The organism is Bradyrhizobium sp. BR14999 (genome assembly GCF_056106085.1).
In genome coordinates this window covers 6,971,579-6,994,267 of the sequence record NZ_CM148536.1, presented here as the reverse complement: position 1 = coordinate 6,994,267, position 22,689 = coordinate 6,971,579, and the positions used below count along the sequence as shown (strand labels likewise).

Annotated in this window: 20 protein-coding genes; 8 read left to right on the top strand and 12 right to left on the bottom strand. The window is 63.2% G+C overall.

All coding sequences use genetic code 11. The features are described from left to right. Positions 1 to 540: 540 nt before the first annotated feature. A complete protein-coding gene (gene hpnH / locus ACR9YP_RS32720; RefSeq protein WP_091890723.1) occupies positions 541 to 1,701 on the bottom strand; it encodes an adenosyl-hopene transferase HpnH in 1,161 nt (386 codons plus the stop codon). A 35-nt stretch (positions 1,702 to 1,736) separates the two neighbouring features. Then, positions 1,737 to 2,663, bottom strand: coding sequence for a 4-hydroxy-3-methylbut-2-enyl diphosphate reductase (gene ispH, locus ACR9YP_RS32715; protein ID WP_091890726.1), 927 nt, complete (start codon positions 2,661 to 2,663; stop codon positions 1,737 to 1,739). A gap of 462 nt (positions 2,664 to 3,125) precedes the next feature. On the opposite strand from ispH, the gene hpnN reads away from it, so the two are divergent. Beyond that, entirely contained in the window at positions 3,126 to 5,714 is a 2,589-nt protein-coding gene (hpnN, locus tag ACR9YP_RS32710; RefSeq protein ID WP_474217859.1) for a hopanoid transporter HpnN, read from the top strand. Here the strand turns inward: hpnN and ACR9YP_RS32705 are convergent. Next, positions 5,682 to 6,308 carry a DUF2147 domain-containing protein gene (locus ACR9YP_RS32705; RefSeq protein WP_370985219.1) on the bottom strand — a complete coding sequence of 209 codons (627 nt, stop codon included), beginning with the start codon at positions 6,306 to 6,308 and terminating at the stop codon, positions 5,682 to 5,684. The two genes, hpnN and ACR9YP_RS32705, sit on opposite strands and share 33 nt — an antisense overlap. 140 nt (positions 6,309 to 6,448) lie before the next feature. Between ACR9YP_RS32705 and hpnO the strand changes: the two genes are divergently transcribed. Then, positions 6,449 to 7,840 carry an aminobacteriohopanetriol synthase HpnO gene (hpnO, locus tag ACR9YP_RS32700; RefSeq protein ID WP_091890735.1) on the top strand — a complete coding sequence of 464 codons (1,392 nt, stop codon included), beginning with the start codon at positions 6,449 to 6,451 and terminating at the stop codon, positions 7,838 to 7,840. A gap of 124 nt (positions 7,841 to 7,964) precedes the next feature. On the opposite strand, the gene ACR9YP_RS32695 is transcribed toward hpnO, so the two are convergent. From ACR9YP_RS32695 to ACR9YP_RS32680, 4 genes are all read right to left on the bottom strand, one after another. Continuing rightward, entirely contained in the window at positions 7,965 to 8,729 is a 765-nt protein-coding gene (locus tag ACR9YP_RS32695) for an anti-sigma factor family protein (protein WP_438109861.1), read from the bottom strand. Then, positions 8,726 to 9,274, bottom strand: a complete 549-nt coding sequence (locus tag ACR9YP_RS32690) for a sigma-70 family RNA polymerase sigma factor (protein ID WP_164939366.1) — start codon at positions 9,272 to 9,274, stop codon at positions 8,726 to 8,728. Before ACR9YP_RS32690 ends, ACR9YP_RS32695 begins: the two co-directional genes overlap by 4 nt. A gap of 115 nt (positions 9,275 to 9,389) precedes the next feature. Further along, a complete protein-coding gene (locus ACR9YP_RS32685) occupies positions 9,390 to 9,725 on the bottom strand; it encodes a cupredoxin domain-containing protein (protein ID WP_438109859.1) in 336 nt (111 codons plus the stop codon). A 14-nt stretch (positions 9,726 to 9,739) separates the two neighbouring features. Beyond that, complete coding sequence (locus ACR9YP_RS32680; protein ID WP_438109858.1) at positions 9,740 to 10,684, bottom strand: metallophosphoesterase family protein; 945 nt, start codon at positions 10,682 to 10,684, stop codon at positions 9,740 to 9,742. Between the two features lie 377 nt (positions 10,685 to 11,061). On the opposite strand from ACR9YP_RS32680, the gene ACR9YP_RS32675 reads away from it, so the two are divergent. The 4 genes from ACR9YP_RS32675 to ACR9YP_RS32660 all read left to right on the top strand — a co-directional run bounded on the left by ACR9YP_RS32675 (position 11,062) and on the right by ACR9YP_RS32660 (position 14,754). Next, a complete protein-coding gene (locus ACR9YP_RS32675) occupies positions 11,062 to 11,445 on the top strand; it encodes a hypothetical protein (RefSeq protein ID WP_474217858.1) in 384 nt (127 codons plus the stop codon). A 188-nt stretch (positions 11,446 to 11,633) separates the two neighbouring features. Beyond that, positions 11,634 to 12,806, top strand: coding sequence for an efflux RND transporter periplasmic adaptor subunit (locus ACR9YP_RS32670; RefSeq protein ID WP_438109854.1), 1,173 nt, complete (start codon positions 11,634 to 11,636; stop codon positions 12,804 to 12,806). Then, complete coding sequence (locus tag ACR9YP_RS32665) at positions 12,803 to 13,522, top strand: ABC transporter ATP-binding protein (RefSeq protein WP_474217857.1); 720 nt, start codon at positions 12,803 to 12,805, stop codon at positions 13,520 to 13,522. The genes ACR9YP_RS32670 and ACR9YP_RS32665 overlap by 4 nt, the downstream gene beginning before the upstream one ends. After that, the gene (locus tag ACR9YP_RS32660) at positions 13,522 to 14,754 is read left to right on the top strand and encodes an ABC transporter permease (RefSeq protein ID WP_474217856.1); all 1,233 of its coding nucleotides are present in this window, start codon (positions 13,522 to 13,524) and stop codon (positions 14,752 to 14,754) included. The genes ACR9YP_RS32665 and ACR9YP_RS32660 overlap by 1 nt, the downstream gene beginning before the upstream one ends. A gap of 120 nt (positions 14,755 to 14,874) precedes the next feature. On the opposite strand, the gene ACR9YP_RS32655 is transcribed toward ACR9YP_RS32660, so the two are convergent. After that, positions 14,875 to 15,195: a hypothetical protein gene (locus ACR9YP_RS32655; protein WP_438109850.1), complete on the bottom strand. Its 321-nt coding sequence runs from the start codon at positions 15,193 to 15,195 to the stop codon at positions 14,875 to 14,877. Between ACR9YP_RS32655 and ACR9YP_RS32650 the strand changes: the two genes are divergently transcribed. Then, positions 15,194 to 15,427, top strand: coding sequence for an L-2-amino-thiazoline-4-carboxylic acid hydrolase (locus ACR9YP_RS32650; protein WP_438109849.1), 234 nt, complete (start codon positions 15,194 to 15,196; stop codon positions 15,425 to 15,427). The two genes, ACR9YP_RS32655 and ACR9YP_RS32650, sit on opposite strands and share 2 nt — an antisense overlap. A gap of 2 nt (positions 15,428 to 15,429) precedes the next feature. Here ACR9YP_RS32650 and ACR9YP_RS32645 read toward each other — a convergent pair whose 3' ends face one another. Together ACR9YP_RS32645 and ACR9YP_RS32640 are read right to left on the bottom strand one after the other, a co-directional pair. Beyond that, positions 15,430 to 16,317, bottom strand: a complete 888-nt coding sequence (locus ACR9YP_RS32645) for an alpha/beta fold hydrolase (protein WP_438109847.1) — start codon at positions 16,315 to 16,317, stop codon at positions 15,430 to 15,432. Positions 16,318 to 16,329: 12 nt separating this feature from the next. Beyond that, positions 16,330 to 17,949 (bottom strand): GMC family oxidoreductase, encoded by a 1,620-nt coding sequence (locus ACR9YP_RS32640; protein ID WP_438109845.1) that lies wholly within the window; start codon positions 17,947 to 17,949, stop codon positions 16,330 to 16,332. 212 nt (positions 17,950 to 18,161) lie between these two features. Here ACR9YP_RS32640 and ACR9YP_RS32635 point away from each other — a divergent pair, with 212 nt between their 5' ends. After that, a complete protein-coding gene (locus ACR9YP_RS32635; RefSeq protein WP_474217855.1) occupies positions 18,162 to 19,334 on the top strand; it encodes a M20 aminoacylase family protein in 1,173 nt (390 codons plus the stop codon). A 176-nt stretch (positions 19,335 to 19,510) separates the two neighbouring features. Here ACR9YP_RS32635 and ACR9YP_RS32630 read toward each other — a convergent pair whose 3' ends face one another. Further along, positions 19,511 to 21,139: an inorganic phosphate transporter gene (locus ACR9YP_RS32630; protein ID WP_128944816.1), complete on the bottom strand. Its 1,629-nt coding sequence runs from the start codon at positions 21,137 to 21,139 to the stop codon at positions 19,511 to 19,513. A gap of 98 nt (positions 21,140 to 21,237) precedes the next feature. Then, complete coding sequence (locus tag ACR9YP_RS32625) at positions 21,238 to 22,632, bottom strand: UdgX family uracil-DNA binding protein (RefSeq protein ID WP_438109841.1); 1,395 nt, start codon at positions 22,630 to 22,632, stop codon at positions 21,238 to 21,240. Positions 22,633 to 22,689 lie beyond the last annotated feature (57 nt).

The window sequence follows — 22,689 nt, the reverse complement described above, 5'->3', positions numbered from 1 at the left end:
TTGCTGGACTGCACCCCTGAAGTGAGACACGACAATTCCTCTGACGGGCACCTTGAGGATAACCTGTAGCCGCAAGAGGCGACTAGTTGGTGCCGCTTTTCGAACGGGGCCAGAATAGTGCCACTGTTTTGCCCGGCGGGTCAAACAATATTCGTAAAATTCGAAATCCGCACTGGCCTTGAATTGTAATCCCGAGCGATTTCTGCGCGTTGGTCCAATTGGCCATCGTCTGTCGTCGCTTTTGCGAAGATCGCTCCTCGTCGCAAAATGCTGCGATCTTCACCCTTTTGCCGCTGATTTCCTCGGCGCGGCAATGGCTTAGCCGAATACACGATGTGCCGTTCGGCGGCCGCGTTTCTACTGTGCATGGGCTTGTTTTTCACTTTTTTGCAGGAGGGCTCCCGGGCGGCCAAGTGACGAGGGGAGGCAGCGCAGTCTACGCACCGCGCTGTTCTTTCCCAGGCGCCTGAGCTGAACAAAAGAAAAGGCCCGGTCGCCATTCGCGACCGGGCCTTTTTTCGTTGGTGCCAACCAGCGCGCTTACGCGGCGGTCGAAGCCTTCTGCGCGGCCTTCGCCTGCGCGGCAGCAGCCTCGTCCTTGCGGATCTCCGAGAGCTTCTTCTGGACCTGCTCCGAGAAGATGTACTGCGCCGGGCGCTGCTTGGACATGTCGATCTCCGGCGCCATGGGACCAGAGGTCTTGATGCCGCGCAGCGACACCCACATCGCCTTCAGCGGGTTGTGGAGGGCAGCGGTGGCCGCCGTCGGCTCGTAGCCGCAATGGGCCATACAGTCGGCGCACTTCTCGTATTTGCCGGTGCCGTAGCTGTCCCAGTCGGTAGTGTCCATCAGCTCCTTGAAGGTTTTCGCGTAGCCTTCACCGAGCAGGTAGCAGGGCTTCTGCCAGCCAAAAATGTTGCGCGCGGGCATGCCCCATGGCGTGCACTCGTATTCCTGGTTGCCGGCGAGGAAGTCCAGGAACAGGCCGGAATGCATGAAATTCCACTTCTTGCCCTTGCCCATCGCGAAGACGTCGCGGAACAGCTTCTTGGTCTTGGTGCGGTTGAGGAAGTGCTCCTGGTCCGGGGCGCGCTCATAGGCGTAGCCCGGCGACATCGAGACGCCGACGCCGAGCTCGACGGTGAGGTCGAGGAATTTCGCGATCTCCTCGGCCGGATGGCCGTCGAAGATGGTGGCGTTGACGTTGACAGTGAAGCCGCGCGCCTTGGCCGCCTTGATCGCGGAGACGGCGCGGTCGAACACGCCCTTCTGCGACACCGCCTTGTCGTGATGATCACGCAGGCCGTCGAGATGCACCGAGAAGAACAGGTAGGGCGAGGGCTCGAACAGATCGAGCTTCTTCTCGAGCAGCAGCGCGTTGGTGCAGAGCGAGACGAACTTCTTGCGCGCGACGAGGCCGCGCACGATCTCGCCGATCTCCTTGTGGATCAGCGGCTCGCCGCCGGGAATCGCGACCATCGGCGCGCCGCATTCGTCGGCGGCGTCCCAGCACTCCTGCGCCGTCATGCGGCGGTTGAGGATCGCGTCGGGATAATCGATCTTGCCGCAGCCGACGCAGGCGAGGTTGCAGCGAAACAGCGGCTCCAGCATCAGCACGAGCGGATAGCGTTTGCGGCCAAGCAGTTTCTGCTTGAGCAAATAGCCGCCGATACGCATTTCCTTGAAGAACGGGATAGCCATTACAAGTTTCTTTCTGGGCTTTGAATTCGGGTGAGTCAGCTCGCAGCCAATTGGGCCGGAAGCCGGAATTCGATGTTTTCCTCGCGGCCCGGCAACACCGAGACCTTCACTGGTCCGATCCGCCGCATCGCTTCAATCACGTCATCCACGAGTACCTCGGGCGCCGAAGCGCCGGCCGTGACGCCGACGGTCCTGGCATCCTTCAACCACGCCGGATTGAGCTCGCTGCCGTCGGCAATCAAATAACTCGCGACGCCGGCTTCGGTGCCGATTTCGCGGAGCCGGTTCGAGTTCGAGCTGTTGGCAGCGCCCACCACCAGGATCACGTCGACCAGCTTGCTCAAATCCCTTACCGCAGTTTGGCGGTTCTGTGTCGCATAGCAGATATCCCGGATATCCGGACCTTGAATATCTGTAAAGCGGGCCTGGAGGGCCGCGATGATGTCCTTGGTGTCGTCGACCGACAGGGTGGTCTGGGTGATGTAGGCCATTGGCGTATCCGCCGGCAGCGTCAGGGCGTTAACCTCTTCAACGCTTTGAACAAGCTGCACTGGCCCCGGGACCTGGCCCATCGTGCCCTCGACCTCGGGGTGGCCGGCATGGCCGATCAGAATCAGCGTGCGGCCCTTGGTGATGTAGCGCTTCCCCTGATTGTGAACTTTCGTGACCAGGGGGCAGGTGGCGTTCAGCACCGGAAGATCGCGCGCGGCGGCCTCTTCCTCGACGCTGCGGGCGACGCCATGGGCGCTGAAAACGGTCACCGCCTTCGGCGGCACTTCGGACAATTCCTCGACGAAGATCGCGCCCTTGTTCTTCAGGCTCTCGACCACGTATTTGTTGTGCACGATCTCATGGCGCACGTAGACGGGCGGGCCGTACTTCTCCAGGGCCCGTTCCACGATCTCGATCGCGCGCACCACGCCCGCGCAGAAGCCGCGTGGCTGCGCCAGATAAACTTCCATTGGACGCCCATCACGCAAGTTGCATCAATCCGCTTCAAAGTTCCCGGCAGCACCTCGATACCGACCAATGAGGTGCAATATCCGCACCATTGGTCTCGCGCAGCGGTAGCCACCCACCCCCGTTTGGGCTCCGGCGCATGGAGGCGCAATACTTTGTGTCAAAAAATCGGCAGCAAGGGAAGTCGAACGACCCTTGGGTTCCCAAACAAAGGCAGTTCGATGGTATTTTGGTAGGTCGTGCCCGGTGAGCAACATGGCGACATTTGGCTCACTCTTTCGTCACTTTCCCGCCTCAACTCCCCGGCTATACCGACCGCCCCGCATGATTTTGCCATGGGTCCTCCGCCGTTTACCTCGAACCTTGTCGCGGCGAGAACCACTCAAACAGCAATAGGTTTCGCCCGGGAACTCCGATAAACAGCGGGCGTTTCCGGCAAGCTGTTAACCGCAGAAAGAAAAGAAGTGCTGCAAAGCGTCGTTGTTGCCATCGTCAGGGCCTGTACCCGGTTTGCCTCCCTCGTCGTCATTTTCGGGCTCCTGCTGTCGGTGGGAGCGGGCTATTACGCTGCGCGTCACTTCGCCATCAACACCGACATCAATTCGCTGATTGCCCAGAATTTGGACTGGCGCCAGCGCGACCAGCAGTTCGACCGCGCCTTCGACCGCGACGCGACCATCACGGCGGTCGTCGAGGCCAAAACGCCCGAGATGGCGAGCGCGGCAGCGGACGCGCTCTTTGCCAAGCTCAAGGACGACAAGACCAACTTCCAATCGATGCAGCAGCTCGGCAGCGGCGAGTTCTTCGAGAAGAACGGCCTATTGTTCTTGCCGACCGAGGAGGTCGGCAAGATTACCGGTCAATTCGAATCGGCAGCGCCCCTGATCGAGATCATGGCGGGCGACCCCTCGATCCGCGGCCTGACCGGCGCGCTCGAGACCGGACTTGCCGGCGTCAAGCGCGGCCAGGTCAAGCTCGACAACACGGAGCGGCCTTTCAACCTGATCGCGCAGACGGTCGAGACCGTGCTCAACAAGGGCAATGCCAGCTTCTCCTGGCGCGAGCTCGTCAGCGACGAGCCGCTGAAGGATTCGGACAAGCGCGCCTTCATCGAGTTCAAGCCGGTCCTCGACTACAACGCGCTGGAGCCGGGCAAGGGCGCCACCGACGCGATCCGCAAGGCCGCAGCCGATCTGGATTTTCCGACCAAATACCAGGCGCGTGTGCGGCTGACCGGCCCAGTCCCGATCGCCAACGAGGAATACGCGACCGTCCAGGAAGGCGCGGTCGTCAACGGCATCGGCACGGTTCTCGTCGTGCTGCTGATCCTGTGGCTGGCGCTGCATTCGGCGAAGATCATCTTCGCGGTGTTCGTCAATCTCTTCGTGGGTCTTGCGATCACGACCGCGGCCGGTCTGATGATGGTCGGCTCGCTCAATTTGCTGTCGATCGCGTTTGCGGTGCTGTTCGTCGGCCTCGGCGTCGATTTCGGCATCCAGTACAGCGTCCGCTACCGCTCCGAGCGCTACAAGCACGACGATCTCTCGGGCGCGCTGGTGCTGGCGGCCAAGCGCTCGGCGGTGCCGCTGTCGCTCGCGGCGATGGCAACGGCCGCGGGCTTCCTCTGCTTCATGCCGACCGACTACAAGGGCATCTCCGAGCTCGGCCAGATCGCCGGCGTCGGCATGCTGGTCGCGTTCCTCTCGTCGATCACCGTGCTGCCGGCGCTGTTGAAGCTGTTGAACCCGCCCGGCGAGCCGGAGCCCGTCGGTTACGCCTTCCTGGCGCCGCTCGATCACTTCCTTGAAAAGCACCGCGTGCTGATCGTCGGCGGCACGCTGCTGCTGGCGCTCGGCGGCCTGCCGCTGCTCTACTTCATGAAGTTCGACTTCAACCCGATGAACCTGCGCAATCCGCATGCCGAATCGATCGCGACCTTCCTCGACCTGCGCAAGGATCCCAACACCGGCGCCAATGCCATCAACGTGATGACGACGTCGGAAGAGCAGGCAAAGCAGGTCGAGGCGAAGCTGGAGAAGGTGCCGGAGGTATTGCGGGTGATGTCACTCGACAGCTTCGTGCCGCAGGACCAGCCGCCGAAGCTGAAGCTGCTCGCGCAGGGCGCTAAGGTCTTGAATCCCGCGCTCAATCCCGACCAGATCGACGCGGCGCCGTCGGACCAGGAAAACGTCGAAGCGCTGAAATCCTCGGTCGACAATCTGCGCAGGACCGCGGGCGATGCGAAGGGACCGGGTGCGCTCGCCTCGCGCCGGCTGGCCGACGCGCTCGAGAAGCTCGCTAATTCCGACGAGGCCACGCGCAACAAGGCGCAGGACGTGTTCGTCACACCGATGAAGATCGTGTTCGACCAGCTCAAAAACGCGCTGCAGGCCGAGCCGGTGACCCTGAAGTCACTGCCGCCGGATCTCGTCAGCGCCTGGAAGAGCAAGGACGGCGTCATCCGCGTCGAGGCGCTGCCCAAGGGCGATCCCAATGACAACGACACGTTGCGCAAGTTTGCCGCGGCCGTGCTCGCGGCTGAGCCGACCGCGATCGGCGGGCCGGTCTCGATCCTGAAATCCGGGGACACCGTGGTGAAGGCGTTCATCCATGCCGGCGTCTATGCACTGCTGGTGATCGGCCTGCTCCTGTGGATCACGTTGCGGCGGTTCGTCGACGTGCTGATGACGCTGGTGCCGCTCCTGGTTGCCGGCGCGGTGACGCTCGAGATCTGCGTGTTGGTCGGCCTGCCGCTCAACTTCGCCAACATCGTCGCGTTTCCGCTGCTGCTCGGCGTCGGCGTCGCCTTCAAGATCTATTATGTCGTGGCGTGGCGCTCGGGCAGGACGAATCTGCTCCAGACCAGCCTGACACGCGCGATCTTTTTCAGCGCGCTGACGACGGCGACTGCGTTCGGCAGCCTGTGGCTGTCCAGCCATCCCGGCACGTCCAGCATGGGCAAGTTGCTCGCACTCTCGCTGGTGACGACGCTTGCCGCCGTATTGCTGTTCCAGCCGGCCCTAATGGGCAAACCCCGCAATCTCAGGGAGTAGGCAGATGTCGCCCACCGGGTCGGCGGCGCCCTTCTGACCGGGCTTGGCTGCGCCGGCGGCCTTCGGGGCTGCGGGGGCAGCTGCCGTGGCGCCCGTCGTGCCCTGGGCTTTCGGCGCCGCGCCGGTGGACTTCGGCGCGCTCTTGGCCATGGCGTTGGCGGAGCTCAAGGGGATCGGCGGACCAACCCGGGTCCAGGTCTCGCCCCCGCAGAGGAAGCCCATCACACAGCCCTTGATTTCGAGCTGGTCGGTCCCGGCCGGCGTGATGGTCGCGCTGTAGAGCTGGCCGTCCTTGGCGTTGTAGACCTGTCCTTCCCACTGATCGGCGCCGGGCTTCTTCTTCATGTCGATCAGGGTCGGCATGCCCAGCGTCGGCCTGTTCTTTTTTGACACATCCGGGTTATTCTCGTCGCGGCCTCCGGGCTGCTTTTCCCAGGAGACGGCACCCCACATGCTGCCACTGCATTGGGCGACACGGATGTTGGCGACGCCGTCGGCGACCCGCCAGTCGCCGGTCGGGTCTGTGGCGAGCGCGGGGGTCAGACAGGTGTAACCGCCAGCCAGTATTATTCCGGTGTAAAGGGCTAAACGCATGATAGTTCCTTGGCAGTGCAACATGGTTTAAAGCTGTGCTTGCGAAGATGGTCCGAAAAAGGGCAAAAGGCCGCACAGACCGTTTCGATAGCGGTCCGTTTTCAGTTGACTAGACGGCCCTCAACCGAAGTATGTAGCGGATGCACAGTCCAAATCCAGACATGTCTGAGCTCTTCGCGGACCGTCAGGCCCAGCGCAGCGCCCTGCATAATCGGTATCTGAACGAGCAGTTCGTTCGGGTTCTCAAGACCATCGGCTACGATGTCGGCTTCCAGAAGGGGCAGGGGCAGTACCTCTACGACCGCGAGGGCGCGCGCTATCTCGACCTGTTGTCCGGATTCGGCGTGTTTGCGATCGGGCGAAATCATCCCGTTATGCGCGAGGCGCTCAAGAGCGTACTCGATGCCGACCTGCCGAACCTCGTCCAGTTCGACGTCTCGACGCTCGCCGGCGTGCTCGCCGAGCGCCTTCTGAAATACGTCCCCTATCTCGACAAGGCGTTCTTCGCCAATTCCGGCGCTGAATGCGTCGAGGCAGCGATCAAATTCGCGCGCGGCGCGACCGGCCGTCCCGGCATCGTCTATTGCGCCCACGGCTATCACGGTCTGACCTATGGTGCGCTGTCGCTCACGGGCGATTCGAACTTCCGCACCGGTTTCGAGCCGTTGCTGCCGGGCTGCACCCCGATCCCGTTCAACGATCTGGCCGCGTTGGAAAAGGCGCTGGCCTCACGCGAGGTCGCGGCCTTCGTCGTCGAGCCGATCCAGGGCAAGGGCGTCAACATGCCCACCGACGAGTTCCTGCCCGGCGCGGCAGCGCTCTGCAAGAAATACGGCACGCTGTTCGTCGCCGACGAGATCCAGACCGGTATGGGCCGCACCGGCCGCTTCCTTGCGGTCGAGCACTGGAACGTCGAGCCCGACATTGTGCTGCTGTCGAAGTCGCTGTCCGGCGGCCACGTGCCGGTTGGCGCGGTGCTGACGCGCAAGGCCATCTTCGACAAGATCTTCAACCAGATGGACCGTGCGGTGGTGCACGGCTCCACCTTCTCCAAGAATGACCTCGCGATGGCTGCGGGCATCGCCACGCTCGACGTGATGGAGTCCGAGAAGCTGATCGAGTCCGCCGCCAAGCGCGGCGCCGAGCTGCGCCTGGCGCTGACGCGCATGGTGCCCGGCTACGAACTGTTGAAGGAAGTCCGCGGCAAGGGTCTGATGATCGGCATCGAGTTCGGCCCGCCGAAATCGCTGCGCCTGCGCGCCTCCTGGAACGTGCTGGAGACCGCCAACAAGGGCCTGTTCTGCCAGCTCATCACGGTGCCGCTGTTCAAGGATCACAAGATCCTGACCCAGGTCGCCGGCCATGGCAGTCACACCATCAAGCTGCTGCCGCCGCTCACCATCACCGAGGAAGACTGCAGCTGGATCGAGCGCGCCTTCGATGATGTCATCGCCGGCAGCCACAAGGTCCCCGGTGCGATCTGGTCGCTTGGCAAGACCCTGGTCGACAACGCGGTGAGACGGTCGGCCTGATTTTTGGCCGAGCCATCTCGGCATTCGTCATTGCGAGCGAAGCGAAGCAATCCAGACTATCTCGGCGGAGGCAGTCTGGATTGCTTCGTCGCTTCGCTCCTCGCAATGACGGTGCGGGGTGAATCTACCCCTCCGCATTCGCCTTCATCGCCGCCTCGAACTTGTCGACGAACTCGGCGAGCTCGTCGGCGGCGATATCGCTGACGGCCCAGAAATTCAGGCCGCGATTGCCCCAGCGGCGGCAGTTGAAGCCTTGCATGGTCTCGGTCTTCGGCGCGCGATATTCCACGTTCGATGTCTGCGATACGAACAGGTTGATGACGTGCTGCCGGCGCCGGTAGACGACCGCACCGATGGCGCGCGCGTCGATGTAGTCGAGCCGGCCGCCGACCAGCGTAAAACCCTGCGCGGTGAGATCGATCACGGGCGGGGCGACGTCGAGCTTGCCGTTGAACCACGGCTTGACCGTGTGCTGGTCGGTCGAAATCACGTCGGTGAGGTGGCCGGCCTGGAGCGAGCGCAGATGCGCGGAGACGACCTCCGACAGGATGCGCTGCTGGTCGTCCTGGCGCAGCACCAATGCGACGACGCCTGAGGCGGCGAGCGCGGAGACGGCCGAGCCCATTGCAAAGCCGCGCAGCAAGGAGCGGCGAGTTGGTTGGTGCTGTGCTTGCGGCAGTGACGCCTCGATCCGAGCGCGGAGGCTCGCGGGCGCGGTGTAGCGCAAATCGGTGTCGGCGAGCACGTGCTGCATCTCGCGCTGCGCGGCGAGCTCGGCGGCGCAGGTCGGGCAGCTGGCGATGTGCGCTTCGACCTCGCGCGCGTGGCCGGCGTCGAGCTCATTGTCGAGCAGCGCGTGAAGCAGGATTCTTGCTTCGTCGCAGGTCATCTTGCTTGCTCCTCTTCCGCCGTCCAGGCCGCCCGCAGCATCGCGCGCGCGCGGGCGAGGCGGGACATCACGGTGCCGATGGGCGCACCGACCGTCTCGGCGATTTCACGATAGGACAGGTTGTTGATCTCCCGCAGCACGAAGGTCTCCTTGAACGGTTCGGCGAGCGTGTCGATCAGCTTGCGGATCGCGCCGGCATCGCGGCTGCGCAGCACTTCGGTTTCCGGGCTTGCCTCGCTCTCCTGCCAGATCGGCGTCTGCTCCGCGGCGCCGGGTGTATCCTCGATCGCGCTGGGCCTGTGCGCCCGCCGCGCATATTCTGCGTTGCAGACGTTGCGCAGGATCGCGAACAGCCAGGGTTTCATCGCCGGTCCGCGATAACTGTCAAAGTGCTTCAGCGCGCGCAGATAGCACTCCTGCACCGCATCCTCGGCGTCGGAGGCATCGCGCAGGAGGTAGCGCGCGAGCGTGTAGACGTCGTCAAGATGGGGCAGTGCCGCTTCGCGGAAGCGCTGCGCCTTCTGCAAATCGTCGGTCGCGGGCATCGCTCCTCGCTTTGCCTCTTGCTTTGCTTCTTCTTTTGCCGTGATCGAAGACGTCCGAGCCCGGCCGGCGTGGGACCACCGGCCGGGCAAGACGTTGATGTCTCGGCTCGAGATGTTACTCAACCTTGATCATCCCCGTCATGTGCGGATGCAACGAACAAAAATATTTGTAATCGCCCGCATTGGTGAAGGTGAACGAGAACTTGTCGTCGGTGTCCAGGGTCTTGGACCTGAACTTGCCGGCCGACACGATGGTGTGCGGAATGTCGTCCCGGTTGGTCCAGGTCACGGTGGTGCCGACCTTGATCTTGAGCTCGGCCGGCTGGAAGACGAAATTGTCGATGTGCACCTCCGTCTCGTCAGCGCGGGCAGCCGTTGCGGGCAGCAGGATGGCCGCGACCAAAGCGAGACCGAAGTCGATACCGAAGTCGCGGCGATTAAGTGTCTTCATGATCAGCCTTTCTCTCAGCCCTGGAGCGGCGTATCGATGATGGCGAGGCGCTGCTCGTTCTGCTTGAAGTTGATGCTAGCAACGCCGAGCATGGACCGGAGTCGAGCGTCCTCGACCTTCATCGGCCCGGGCGAGGGAGCGGCCCCCGGCGCCGGCTGCGGGAAGGCGGTCGAGCGCGCGGTGTGGAAGGTGACGTTGCCCTCGACCTTCTGCATCACCTGATGGATGTGCCCGTTGAGCACGGTGACCGAGCCAAAACCCTTGACATATTCCAGTGCGCGGCCACCATCCTCGGTGCCCCAGCCCCATTGCGGGTAGACGGTCCAAAGCGGGATGTGGGCGAACAGCACGATCGGCGTCGATTTCGACTTGCCGCGCAGATCGTCTTCGAGCCAGGCGAGCTGCTCGGCGCCGAGATTGCCGAGGCCGCCAGCCTTGAGGTCGACGACATTGACGAGGCCGATGAAGTGCACGCCGCCGGCGTCGAAGGAATACCAGCCGTGCCCCTTGGTGCCGCGGCCGTAGCGTTCGCGATAGAGCTTTACCTCCTCGTCGATGAAGTCGTGCTCACCCGGCACGTAGTGCACGTCGAGCTTGGTCTGCGAGATGATGCGCTCGGCGTCATCGAACTCGGTGACCTTCGACAAATGGGTGATGTCGCCGGTGTGGATCATGAAGGACGGCTTGGCCGGCATTGCGTTGATCTTACCCACGGCTTCCTCCAGCGTGCCGAGCGCGTTGGGATTGGCCGGCTTGTCGAAGCCGACATGGCTGTCGCTGATCTGGAGGAAGATCATGCCGGGCGCAGCCGCGGTCGCGGCTTGCGCCGAATCGATGATGCCCAGCGAGCGCGGCACCCCGCCGGTGATGGTCCAGAGCACCCCGGTGCCGGCCCAGGTCATGCATTCCAGCACCTTGCGGCGGCTGACGCCGTCTTCGCCATGGTCGTGTCCGCTCATCGCGCATCTCCTCTGGCCCGGAATTGGGCTTGCCGGGAGGTGATCGGGAGAGGGGCGGGTTTATTCCCGGACTCCAGATAAAATGGATCGGGACCGGCTAATCACGTTTCCGAGAACCGGTTTACCCCGAAACAGGTGGTCTCCGCACCGCGGACGCCAATGGTGGCGCAGCTGAGCAACCATCTCGCGCTGTGGAAGCCGTCGCCGGGCCGTCGTTTCTTGGTGCTTACGCAACGATCAGGATGCAGCGTTCAGTCGCAGCAATCATCCGCGAATCGACGAGACTGACTTCGGTGTCAGAAACTAACTCGTTCGAAGGTGAGCTCGCATCGCAAGAATAGGAACAGCTGGAGATCAACTGCATTCAAGGTTCGCCAATGACGCAGGCTGCCGAGTTTGACGCCTTGGCGAACGCAACTGAAGAGGAGTTGATGATGATGAGAACACTTGCGATCCTTGCGGCAGGCGCATCACTGCTTGCAGTCTCTTGCCCGAGCTATGCAGCAGACCATCTGTTCACCGCCGTGGCTGCGGGCGGACTGTCGAACACCCCCGGCCAAGAAAGCCAACCATTCCTGAATGGACTCAACAATCCGGGTCGACCGGGTGACGAAGTCCCAGGTCAAGGCAGCGTATTTCAGGGCGAGGACCATACCGTCCCGGCAACGGATACGACGACCGGGGTAAAGCTGCTTAAAACGCCTCCGCCAGCGCAGAGCGGGACGAAGACTGTGCCGACGGGCAGCCCTTCGGTGCCCTAATCCAGCCACTGCGATCGCTTCGGGGCGGGCCAGAAGCGGCGCGTTCAGTCTCAGCTCTTCTGGTCTGATCACGCCGCCTGCGGCATCGTCAACGAGGGGCAACGTTCAGCGTGGAGCGCCGCAAGAGCTAATGCGGCGAAATTATCATTCGCACGGATAATCAATTGACATCGCCCCGAAGCCTTCTGATGCGCGCAGCATTGGGGGGCTGCGTGGTTGCCGCTGCCTATCCCTTGTGGGCTCCGGACAGCTCGCTCACAGCTGCCGGCGGCGACCATGATGATCTGCGCTATGTTAGCATTGCCCGCGACAACGTCATTCAGAACATCACCGCTGCCGGAACGCTCGAAGCCGTTGATACCGTCGAGGTCAGCTCGCAGCTTTCGGGGCAGGTCGCCAAGCTGATGGCCGACCACAATTCCATCGTTCGGGCCGGCGAGCCCCTTGCTGCACTCGACAGCGCCACTTTCGAAGTCTTGGTCAAGGAAGCAGAAGCCGCGCTCACCGTCGCGCTCGCACAACACGAGGAGGCCAAGGCAGCCGTCGATGGCGCGCAGGCGCACTACGATGACGCGTTGCGCGATCTTCAGGTCAAGAGCTCACTCAGCAAGAACGGCAGTGTTTCGCAACGCGACGCCGAGCGAGCGCAGATGACGGCTCGCTCGCTCGGCGCTGAATTGTCTGCGGCGCAGGCGCGCGTGCAGGTACGCGCGGCCGGTGCGATGGTTGCGCGTGCCTCCCTCGAACGGGCTCGACTTGATCTCGAACGAAGCACCGTCAAGTCGCCGATCGATGGAATAGTCATCCGGCGCAGCGTCGAGCTTGGCCAGACAGTGGCTGCAAGCCTCCAGGCGCCGACCCTCTTTACCATCGCGCGGGATCTGTCGGACATGCGCGTCAGTGCGTCCGTCAGCGAGGCCGACATCGGCGCGGTGCGAACCGGCCAGCGTGCGCTGTTCAGTGTCGATTCCTATCCGGGACGGACCTTCGAGGGCCGCGTACTCGAGGTCCGAAAGGCAGCACGGATGGTACAAAACGTGGTGACCTACACCGTGATGATTTCGGCGCCCAATCCAGAAGATCTGCTGCTTCCCGGGATGACGGCTGATGTTCGCATCGTGGTTCAGGAGCAACACGATGTGATGGTTGTTCCCAATGCCGCACTCAGCTTTCGGCCGGTGCGGGACGGCGCAACCGATCGCGGCCCCGGACAGGGAGTGATCTGGGTCCGTACGAAGTCCGGCCATCTGGACCCAGCCTCGGTCTCATTGGGCGCCACCAGCGACTCTCTGACCCAGATCCTGTCGGACGACGTCCAAATAGGTCAGCGGGTCGCCATCGGTTATCGTAGCAAGCCATGACATCGCTCGTCATCCTGGACCATATCCACAAGCGGCACCGGCTCGGCAGCCAAAGCGTTCACGCGCTGTCGGACATAACCATGCAAATCGATCCGGGAGAGTTCGTTGCCGTCGTGGGCCCGTCCGGATCGGGAAAATCCACCTTGCTTTCGATCATAGGCTGCCTCGATCGACCCTCCTCCGGAGGATACTTCCTTCACGGTCAGGATGTACTTGCGCAGTCAAGGCGGCGGTTGAGCGAACTGCGAAACCGGCGCTTCGGCTTTGTGTTTCAGAACTTCAATCTGTTGCCACGCCTGACCGCCCTCGAGAATGTAGGGTTGCCGTTATTCTATCGGCGTGACGGGCTGCGCAATCCGATCGCAAGGGCACGCGTTGCGCTCGAGCGGGTCGGTCTCGGCAGTAGGATGCAGCATATGCCTGGCCAGCTCTCGGGCGGTGAGCAGCAGCGAGTCGCCGTCGCGCGTGCGATCGTCAACGAACCCGACCTTCTCTTGGCCGACGAGCCGACCGGGGCACTCGATACGAGCACACGCGATACTATCCTCTCGATACTTGCCGAACTCCGGCGTGGCGGCCTCACGGTCATGCTTGTAACCCACGACGCCGAAGTCGCGGGGCGCGCGCAGCGCACGATCAGGCTCCGGGACGGCGCAATCGTCGGCGACTCGATATCTCTCGGCACGTCCTCAACTTCGATCATCGCGGAGGTTTGATGCGATCGCTCGGCTACGTCTATCTGGCGTTTCAGTCGATACGTGCGCACATATTGCGCTCTGTTCTCGCGATAACGGGCATTGTCATCGGCATTGCCGCCGTGCTGATCGTGGTCGCCGTGGCGGAAGGGGCGCGTGCCGAGATTTCGAGACAGATCAATTCGCTTGGATCGAATCTATTGCTGGTGCAGCCCGGTGCGCAAAACGCGCAAGGCGTGCGACAGCAGGCGGGCACCGTCCTGTCGCTGACGACAACCGATGCGCTCGCGGTTGCTCGCGAGGTATCCGACGTTGTCATTGCGGCGCCATTCGTGGGCGGACAAAAGACGGTCATCGCGAGAGACTTGAATTGGTCAACCCTTGTTGCCGGCGTGACCCCGGAGTTTTTTGAAGCCCGTGGGTGGCGAATAGGGGAGGGGCAACTATTCAATCAGGATCAGGTTGCATCAGTCGCAAAGATCGCGGTGATCGGAGGTACGGTCGCGCGCGAACTGTTCCGCGATAGCGATCCGCTCGGCCGCTTCATCCGTATCGACCGCACTTCATATGTCGTGATTGGGGTGCTTGCCGAGAAGGGGCAGGACTTCACCGGCCGCGACCAGGACGACGTCATCTTCATTCCCCTGTCGTCCGCAAGAATCTTCGCCACCGGACGGAGTCAGGCCAATCCGGATGCCGTGCATACGATTCTGGTGAAGACCGATTCCACCCAGTCAATGACAGCGGTGGGAGGTGCGATTGCCCGCGTCCTGCGGCAGCGTCACAAGATCATGGGAAATAAGGACGACGATTTCCGGATTCAGAACCTGATCCAGATCGCCCAGACGCGCGATCGGACCTATCGCCAGTTCACGTTGCTGGTATCCGCGCTTGCGGGAATCTCGCTCCTGGTCGGCGGCATCGGCGTGATGAACATCATGCTCGTATCGGTGACCGAACGGTTCAATGAGATCGGCATTCGCCTTGCGTTTGGCGCCCGGCCACAAGATATTCGGAAACAATTTCTGATGGAAGCGGTGCTCCTCTGCACCATCGGCGGCCTGTCGGGTCTCGTTGTCGGCTACGCCTGCACGCGCGTTGTGCCCTCCGCGTTGGGCTGGCCCGTCGAGTTCAACGCAGGGATGGCGCTGGTCGCCGTCGCCTGCTCCAGTCTCATCGGCATTATCTTCGGTCTTCTGCCGGCCGAGCGGGCTGCGCGCTTGGATCCGGCGGCGTTACTAAGGTCCGGTTAGGGAGACGAGTTTCCTCGTCCCTCTTGGCGGGCTGGTGCGATGGGGATCTCGTCCGGGTTATTCGGGTCGGCTGTCAAACTCCAGCCAATCTTCATGGCATAGAAAATCTAAGTCAACGCGTCAGAAGATCTGGTTTGATCCGGGGATGGCGGCGTGAAACAAGCTCCCACCGAACCATGAAACAGGTGAGCGACAATGGTTGATGCGAGCGAAGTTGCTATCAGTCACCTGCAGCGCCGGAAGATCGAAGGGCGCGTGCTGATCCCGTTCATTCAGGTATTGCGTGACCGGTTCGGTCAAAGCGCAATGCGCGAAGTCGTTGACGAAACGATACGCAGGCTCGCCGCCGAGGACGGCGCGAGATGGGCAGCAACCTACGGCAAGACGACTGCGTCGCTGCGAACCGTGGCGCAGGAGCTCCTGGGCGGGCGGCGGCAGCATGGACGTCGAGGTGGTCTCGGAGTCCGACGATCACCTCGATTTCAATGTTACGCGCTGCCAATACGCCGCGTTCTACAAGGAGCTGGGTCTCGCTGATCTCGGCATTCGCGTCCACTGCAATCGTGACCATGCCATGCTGGCCGGCTTCAACGACGAACTCGAACTGTCCCGAAGCCAGACGATCATGGAGGGCGGAGCCTGCTGCGATTTCAGGTTTCGCAAGCGGTCGTAGCGCTACGCCGAAAATTCCCGCACAGCCCGCACCACGACGGCCGGCGCTTCCTGCGCAACGCAATGGCCGATGCCGGCGAAGGCCTGCGTGCTGACGCGCGGAATGAGTGACACGGCGCGCAGGGCCATCTCCTTGTAGATCGCGCCCGAGGTCGCGGCGGTCGTCACGCGCACTTGGCAATCGATCTCGATGAGCCACGCGAACGGGTTTCCGCGGGCGTCGCCGGTGTAGATCTGGTCCATTGCCTCGAAGATCGGCCGCAGGATCGCTGACTCGATCTCTGGCGTGCAGCAGAGCCGCACCCGGCCATTGTCCAGAGGCGCGAAGCCGTGCTTCACATAGGCCCACAGCGAGGTCTCGGTCCAATCCGCGAACGCCGGCGCGGCGCGGTAGCGCTTGAAGACCGCCTCAAAACTGTCGAACTCGGCCTGGCGCCGCAGCACGCCTTGCATGCCGGCGATGGCCCATTCGCTCAATCCCGCCGACGCATCGCGTGCCTTGCGCGGATCCATCACGGTCGGCTCCATCACGAACAGGCGCGTGAAACGGCCGGGCCGAAGTTTCGCTGCGAGCAATAAATCCGTCGCACCGGCGCTGTGGCCGATGCCGTAGATGTCGCGCAACTCCAGCGCATCGATCACCCGGCAGACGTCGTCGGCGTAATCGAGGAAGTGATATGCGCCGGGCTTGTGGCTGGCGCCGTGGCCGCGGCGGTCGAGCGCATAGACGGTGTAGGTCGATGCAAGCTCACGCGCGACCTCGTCCCAGACGTCGGCGACGAAACCGGTGCCGTGCAGAAGGAGGGCGGGCGGTTTGCCGCGCTCGCCCCACTGCAGCATGGCGATCTCGGAGCCGGCCGGGCCGATGGAAAAGCGGTGCGGATCGATCATTGTGGCAAGATGCTACTTCGCATCCTCCAAGATCATCGTCGCGCCTTTCTCGGCGATCATCGCGGTCGGCGTATTGGTGTTACCCGAGGTGATGGTCGGCATGATCGAGGCATCGACGATGCGAAGACCGCCGAGGCCGTAGAAGCGCAGGCGCTCGTCGACCACCGCCGTCGGATCGTTCGCCGCGCCCATCTTCGCGGTGCCGACGGGATGGAAGATGGTGGTGCCGATATCGCCGGCAGCCTTCGCGAGCGAGGCATCGTCGTTGCCGATCGAGGGACCGGGCAGATATTCGCGCGGGCGGTACTTTGCCAGTGCCTTCTGCTGCATCAGACGGCGCGTGGTGCGGATTGCGTCGGCGGCGACCTGGCGGTCGTCATCGGTCGACAGATAGTTCGGCGCGATGATCGGCTTCTCGTCCGGGCTCGCCGAACGGAGGCGCACGGTGCCGCGCGAGGTCGGCTGGAGATTGCACGCGCTCACCGTGATCGCGGGAAAGCGGTGCAGCGGATCGCCGAACTTGTCGAGCGATAGCGGCTGCACGTGGAACTGAATGTTGGCGCGTGCGCGCGTTGCATCCGAGCGCGTGAAGATGCCGAGCTGTGACGGCGCCATGGTCAGCGGCCCGCGACGGCGGAAGGCGTAGTCGAGGCCCATCAGGCCGCGACGGAACAGGTTGTAATAGGTCTCGTTCAGCGTGCGCACGCCCTCGACCTTGTAGATCGCGCGCTGCTGCAGATGGTCCTGTAAGTTGCGCCCCACACCGGACTTGTCCATGACGACGTCGATGCCGAGCGGCGACAGCCAGTCGGCGGGGCCGATGCCGGAGCGGTGCAGCACTTGCACCGAGCCGATCGAGCCGGCCGAGAGGATCACCTCGCGCTTAGCCCGTGCCTCGATGATCTCGCCATTCTGGATGAAGCGCACGCCGACGGCGCGGCCCTGCTCGATGATGACACGCTCGACCAGCACATGCTTCTCGAGCCGCAGATTGGGGCGGTTCAGCGCGGGCTTGAGGAAGCCGCGCGCCGATGACCAGCGCCGGCCACGCTTCTGGTTGACGTGGAAATAGCTGGTGCCTTCGTTGTCGCCGGTGTTGAAATCCGGGATGCGCTTGATGCCCATCTCCTCGGCGGCGTCGCCCACCGCGTCCAGAATCGCCCATGACAACCGCGGTGCCTCGATGCGCCAGCCGCCGCCGGCGCCGTGATGCTCGCTCGCGCCCAGGAAGTGATCTTCCAGCCGCTTGAACAGCGGCAGCACGTCGTCATAACCCCAGCCGGTCATGCCAAGCTGGCGCCAGTGATCGTAGTCGGCGGCCTGTCCGCGCATCGAGATCATGGCGTTGATCGACGAGCAGCCGCCGATCACCTTGCCGCGGGGATAGGCGAGCGCGCGGCCGTTCAGGCCCGGCTCGGCCTCGGTCTTGAACATCCAATCCGAGCGCGGATTGCCGATGGCAAAGAGATAGCCGACCGGGATGTGGAACCAGATCCAGTTGTCGTCGCCGCCGGCCTCGAGAATGAGGACACGGTTCTTCGGATCGGCCGAGAGCCGGTTCGCGAGGATACAGCCCGCCGTGCCGGCCCCGACGACAATGTAGTCAAACTCACCTTCGAGCCGTCTTGGCATTCTGCGTCCACCCAAACAGGCGTCATGCCCGGGGCTTGTCCCGGGGCTCCAGCGCTTTCTGTCCTAATAGTCGGACGTGGATGGCGAAGACAAGCTCGCTACAAGCCCGGCCATGACGAGAGGACAGGGCTACCCTCGATCCGCGGCAGTTAGGTGGACCGGCGCTTGCATGGTAGACAGTCCTGTATTCCCAACAAAGCTTGAGACCCTCCATGCCCATCGTGAACCGCGTCGCCGACCTCCAACCCGATATTCAGGCCTGGCGCCGGGACATCCATCAGCATCCGGAGCTGCTGTACGACGTTCACCGCACCGCAGCATTCGTTGCGGAGCGTTTGCGCGAGTTCGGCTGCGATGAGGTCGTGACTGGCCTTGGCCAGACCGGCGTGGTCGGCGTAATCAAGGGCAGCAAGCGGGCCGGCGAGGGGCTCAAGGTGATCGGCCTGCGCGCCGACATGGACGCGCTGCCGGTCGAGGAGCAGACCAACCTGCCTTACGCCTCCAAGACCCCGGGCAAGATGCACGCCTGCGGCCATGACGGCCACACCGCGATGCTGCTGGGCGCGGCGCGCTACCTCGCCGAGACCCGCAATTTCGCCGGCGATGCCGTGGTGATCTTCCAGCCGGCCGAGGAGGGCGGCGCGGGCGGTGCGGCTATGGTCAAGGACGGGCTGATGGAGCGCTTCGGCATCGAGCAGGTCTACGGCATGCATAACGGCCCGGGCATCCCCATCGGCTCGTTCGCAATCCGGCCGGGTCCGATCATGGCGGCGACCGACGAGGTCGACATCATGATCGAGGGCGTCGGCGGCCATGCCGCGCGTCCGCACAAATGCGTGGACTCCGTGCTGGTCGGCGCGCAAGTGATCACCGCCTTGCAGTCGATCGTCGCGCGCAGCGTCGATCCCTTGGAATCGGCGGTGATCTCGATCTGTGAATTCCACGCCGGCAATGCCCGCAACGTCATTCCGCAGACGGCGACGCTGAGGGGCACCATCCGCACGTTGTCGCCGGAGGTGCGCAAGCTGGTCGAGAAGCGCGTGCACGAGGTTGTGGCAGGCGTGGCGCAGATCACGGGTGCCAAGATCGATCTGCGCTACAAGCGCAACTATCCGGTGGTGAACAACCACGCTGCGGAGACCGAGGTGGCAAGGCGCATCGCCAAGCAGGTCGCAGGGGACGCCAACGTGCACGAGATGCCGCCGCTGATGGGTGGCGAGGATTTCGCCTACATGCTGGAAGCGCGGCCCGGCGCCTTCATCTTCTGTGGCAATGGCGACAGCGCCGGCCTGCATCACCCCGCTTATAATTTCAACGACGAGGCGATTGTCTACGGCACGTCCTATTGGGTCAAGCTGGTCGAGGAATTGCTGGCTGCGTCGTAGTTCACCTCGCCCGCTCTTGTCCGCCGAAGCCTCGGCGAAGGCGGATGCGGGGAGAGGTCGATCGCGTAAGCGATCGGGTGAGGGGGACTCTCCGCGAGTCCATCCCTCTCCGTGATTGTGGATGCAGCCCCTCACCCTAACCCTCTCCCCGTAAGAACGGGGAGAGGGAAAGAAGTTTAGAACATCCGCGAGAAGATCACGTAGAGCGTGGCCGACAGCATGATCGCGCAGGGCAGGGTCAGCACCCAGGCCATCAGCAGGTTGCGGATCGTCGACCATTGCAGGCCCGAACCGTTCGCCGCCATGGTACCGGCGACGCCGGACGACAGCACGTGGGTGGTCGAGACCGGCAGGCCGAACACGTCGGCGGCACCGATCGTGGCGGCAGCCACGAGCTCGGCCGAGGCGCCCTGCGCGTAGGTGAGATGGCTCTTGCCGATCTTCTCGCCCACGGTGATGACGATGCGCTTCCAGCCGATCATGGTGCCGAGGCCGAGCGCGATGGCGACCGCGATCTTCACCCAGTTCGGGATGAACTTCGTGGCGGCATCGAGCGAGCCCTTGTAGGTGTTGAGCACCGCGATCTCATCCTTGTTGAGATCGTTCGCCTTGTCCTTCATCAGGAAACGGATCGCTTCCGACGTCAGGTACATGTCGTTGCGGGTGTTGCCGACGGCTTCGGCGGGTACCTTGCTCAGCGTGCCGTATCGGGCAACCTGATCGCCGACGTCCTTCACCAGCACGGCGAGCGAGGGATAGGTACCGTCGTTGAGCTCGTGCAGGGCGATGTACTGCGTCACCGCCGGACGAGGATCGCCGATGATGCTGTGGCCCGCGCCTTTGGCCGAGATCACCTTGGAGGCGGCCTCGGAGGTCTTCTGGAACTGGGCGACCTGGGATTCCGGCAGCGCGCGGTTGAGAGCGTAAGCCGTCGGCACGGTGCCGATCAGGATCAGCATGATCAGGCCCATGCCCTTTTGGCCGTCGTTCGAGCCGTGCGCGAAGCTGACGCCGGTGCAGGTTGCGATCAGCAGGCCGCGGATCCACAGCGGCGGCGCCTTGTTGCCTTCGGGCGCGGCATAAAGCGCCGGGTTGCGCACGATGAACTTGAGCAGCAGCAACAGCACGGCGGCGCAGATGAATCCGAACAGCGGCGACAACAGCAGCGCGTAGCCGATCTCGGTCGCCTTGCTCCAATCCACGCCCGAGGTGCCGTCGCGGCCGCGCATGACGGCGTTGGCGACGCCGACGCCGATGATCGAGCCGATCAGCGTGTGCGAGGAGGAGGCCGGCAGGCCGAAGAACCAGGTGCCGAGATTCCACAGGATCGCGGCGATCAGAAGCGCGAACACCATGGCGAAGCCGGCGCTGGAGCCGACCTGGAGGATCAGCTCGACCGGCAGCAGCGAGACGATGCCGAACGCGACCGCGCCGGAGGACAAGAGCACGCCGAGGAAGTTGAAGAAGCCCGACCACATCACCGCGACTTCGGCTGGCAGCGAATGGGTATAGATCACGGTCGCCACCGCATTGGCGGTGTCGTGGAAGCCGTTGACGAATTCGAAGCCGAGCGCGATCAGGAGCGCGACGAACAGGAGGATGTAGGGCAGGTAGGTCGTCACCCGCGTGCCGGTCGCGTTGATGTCGACATAGATGCTGTAAGCGACGAACAGCAGGCCGGCGGCGAGGATGCCGAAGAACAGGATCAACGTCAGCGGATTGAAGCCCTTGTCGAGATTTGGCCGCGAGGCCGGCTGGACGGGCGCGGGATCTGTTACCGCGCGGTCAAATGCAACATCGGTCATGTCTGGACGCCCCTTAACTTTCAAGTAAGGGTATTGTCCGCGATGGATTTGAAGGCCGGATGACAACTAAGGCGTGAAGGCCGTTTTTGCTGCCAGTATTAGGCAGCCCGTGCAGCCTTCTTCTGCAAGCCGGCCGCGATCTTCAAATCGTCGACAAAGCGCTGATATTCCAGCACCTTGGTTTCCGGATCGGGCAGCCGCAGCAGATAAGACGGATGCACCGTCACCAAAGCCTTGCGCCCGTCGGGTAGGTCGATCAGCCGGCCTCGGTTTTTGCCAATGGGCGTGATCTTGCCGAACACGCTTTGCGCGGCAGTGGCGCCCATCGCCACGATGAGATCGGGTTGGATTGCCGAAACTTCCCGCTCATACCATTGCCGGCACGCCCGGATCTCCGGCGTATTCGGCTTCTGGTGCAGGCGGACCTTTCCGCGTGGCACGAATTTGAAGTGTTTGACCGCGTTGGTGACATAGACCTTCTTGCGATCGACGCCGGCCTCCTCCAGTGCGCGGTCGAGCATCTGGCCGGCCGGGCCGACGAAGGGATGGCCGGCAAGGTCTTCCTTGTCGCCGGGCTGCTCGCCGACCAGCATGATGTTGGCGGACTTCGGGCCTTCGCCGAACACGGTCTGGGTTGCATCCTTGTAGAGATGACAGGCGCGGCAATGCGCGGCCTCCTTACGGAGCGCGTCGAGATCATCGGCAGCTAGCTTGCGTTTCATCGGAGCCTCCGGCCGCGGGGTGATCCACCCGCCGGTCCAGCGTTCGGCATCGGCGAGCAGCGGTTCAAGTATCGAGGCTTTCGACAGGTTCCTGTGACTCTTCTTCGGCGCTTCCGGCGTGATCGGGTGGTCTGGAAAGTGGCGGCGCCAGGTTTCCTCCAACCGGTTGGGGGCGGGCATCTCCGTCTGGCTGATGCCCGGGGTGAATGAGATCGCGTGGCCATCCCAATGGGCGCAAATGTCGGGCGTGAGGATCGACCAGGGCATGTCGGCGTAACGGCGCGCGAAGAAGGGGGCGGTGAATTCGACGATGTGATGCTCCGGCACGAACCAGGCCGCGTAATGTGCGTTGTGCTCGCGTCCGATCTCGCGGAAGCGAATGACATCGCGCATCCGCTGCATGTCGCGATGCACGCTGACGGCCATCGCTGTCGCCTGCGCGACGTCCGGATCGGCTCTGGTCTCGAGCAGATCGTGGTCGGTCCGCAACCGCCACAGCAGGCGATAGAGCAGTGCAAAGCGTTCACCGTCGCGGTGCAGGGCCGCGATGCGGGCGAGCTCGATGAAATTGGCCGGCACGCTGAAGGTGCCGTCGGTTTCGATCGGCGGAAGGCCTGGCGCTTCGCATAGACCGGCCGGCACCGCCTCTTTCGCGCGGCCCTGCACGCTCCAGGTCACGTCGGCCGGCGCGATCTGATGCAGTGCGAGCGCGCGGGCGGTTTTGCGCCAGCTCTCGAAATCGGTCTGGCTGTCGAGAGTGATGAGGTACATGGCACTTGAATCCTCTTGATTCTGCTCATGAATCCGACTGAGCGCCAATTCGATTGA

Excerpts from the sequence above, each read along its gene's own strand:
- hpnH (WP_091890723.1), bottom strand. The coding sequence starts at position 1,701 with ATGGCTATCCCGTTCTTCAAGGAAATGCGTATCGGCGGCTATTTGCTC.
- ispH (WP_091890726.1), bottom strand. The coding sequence starts at position 2,663 with ATGGAAGTTTATCTGGCGCAGCCACGCGGCTTCTGCGCGGGCGTGGTG.
- ACR9YP_RS32705 (WP_370985219.1), bottom strand. The coding sequence starts at position 6,308 with ATGCGTTTAGCCCTTTACACCGGAATAATACTGGCTGGCGGTTACACC.
- hpnO (WP_091890735.1), top strand. The coding sequence starts at position 6,449 with ATGCACAGTCCAAATCCAGACATGTCTGAGCTCTTCGCGGACCGTCAG.
- ACR9YP_RS32695 (WP_438109861.1), bottom strand. The coding sequence starts at position 8,729 with ATGACCTGCGACGAAGCAAGAATCCTGCTTCACGCGCTGCTCGACAAT.
- ACR9YP_RS32690 (WP_164939366.1), bottom strand. The coding sequence starts at position 9,274 with ATGCCCGCGACCGACGATTTGCAGAAGGCGCAGCGCTTCCGCGAAGCG.
- ACR9YP_RS32685 (WP_438109859.1), bottom strand. The coding sequence starts at position 9,725 with ATGAAGACACTTAATCGCCGCGACTTCGGTATCGACTTCGGTCTCGCT.
- ACR9YP_RS32680 (WP_438109858.1), bottom strand. The coding sequence starts at position 10,684 with ATGAGCGGACACGACCATGGCGAAGACGGCGTCAGCCGCCGCAAGGTG.
- ACR9YP_RS32675 (WP_474217858.1), top strand. The coding sequence starts at position 11,062 with ATGACGCAGGCTGCCGAGTTTGACGCCTTGGCGAACGCAACTGAAGAG.
- ACR9YP_RS32670 (WP_438109854.1), top strand. The coding sequence starts at position 11,634 with ATGCGCGCAGCATTGGGGGGCTGCGTGGTTGCCGCTGCCTATCCCTTG.
- ACR9YP_RS32665 (WP_474217857.1), top strand. The coding sequence starts at position 12,803 with ATGACATCGCTCGTCATCCTGGACCATATCCACAAGCGGCACCGGCTC.
- ACR9YP_RS32660 (WP_474217856.1), top strand. The coding sequence starts at position 13,522 with ATGCGATCGCTCGGCTACGTCTATCTGGCGTTTCAGTCGATACGTGCG.
- ACR9YP_RS32650 (WP_438109849.1), top strand. The coding sequence starts at position 15,194 with ATGGACGTCGAGGTGGTCTCGGAGTCCGACGATCACCTCGATTTCAAT.
- ACR9YP_RS32655 (WP_438109850.1), bottom strand. The coding sequence starts at position 15,195 with ATGCTGCCGCCGCCCGCCCAGGAGCTCCTGCGCCACGGTTCGCAGCGA.
- ACR9YP_RS32645 (WP_438109847.1), bottom strand. The coding sequence starts at position 16,317 with ATGATCGATCCGCACCGCTTTTCCATCGGCCCGGCCGGCTCCGAGATC.
- ACR9YP_RS32640 (WP_438109845.1), bottom strand. The coding sequence starts at position 17,949 with ATGCCAAGACGGCTCGAAGGTGAGTTTGACTACATTGTCGTCGGGGCC.
- ACR9YP_RS32635 (WP_474217855.1), top strand. The coding sequence starts at position 18,162 with ATGCCCATCGTGAACCGCGTCGCCGACCTCCAACCCGATATTCAGGCC.
- ACR9YP_RS32630 (WP_128944816.1), bottom strand. The coding sequence starts at position 21,139 with ATGACCGATGTTGCATTTGACCGCGCGGTAACAGATCCCGCGCCCGTC.
- ACR9YP_RS32625 (WP_438109841.1), bottom strand. The coding sequence starts at position 22,632 with ATGTACCTCATCACTCTCGACAGCCAGACCGATTTCGAGAGCTGGCGC.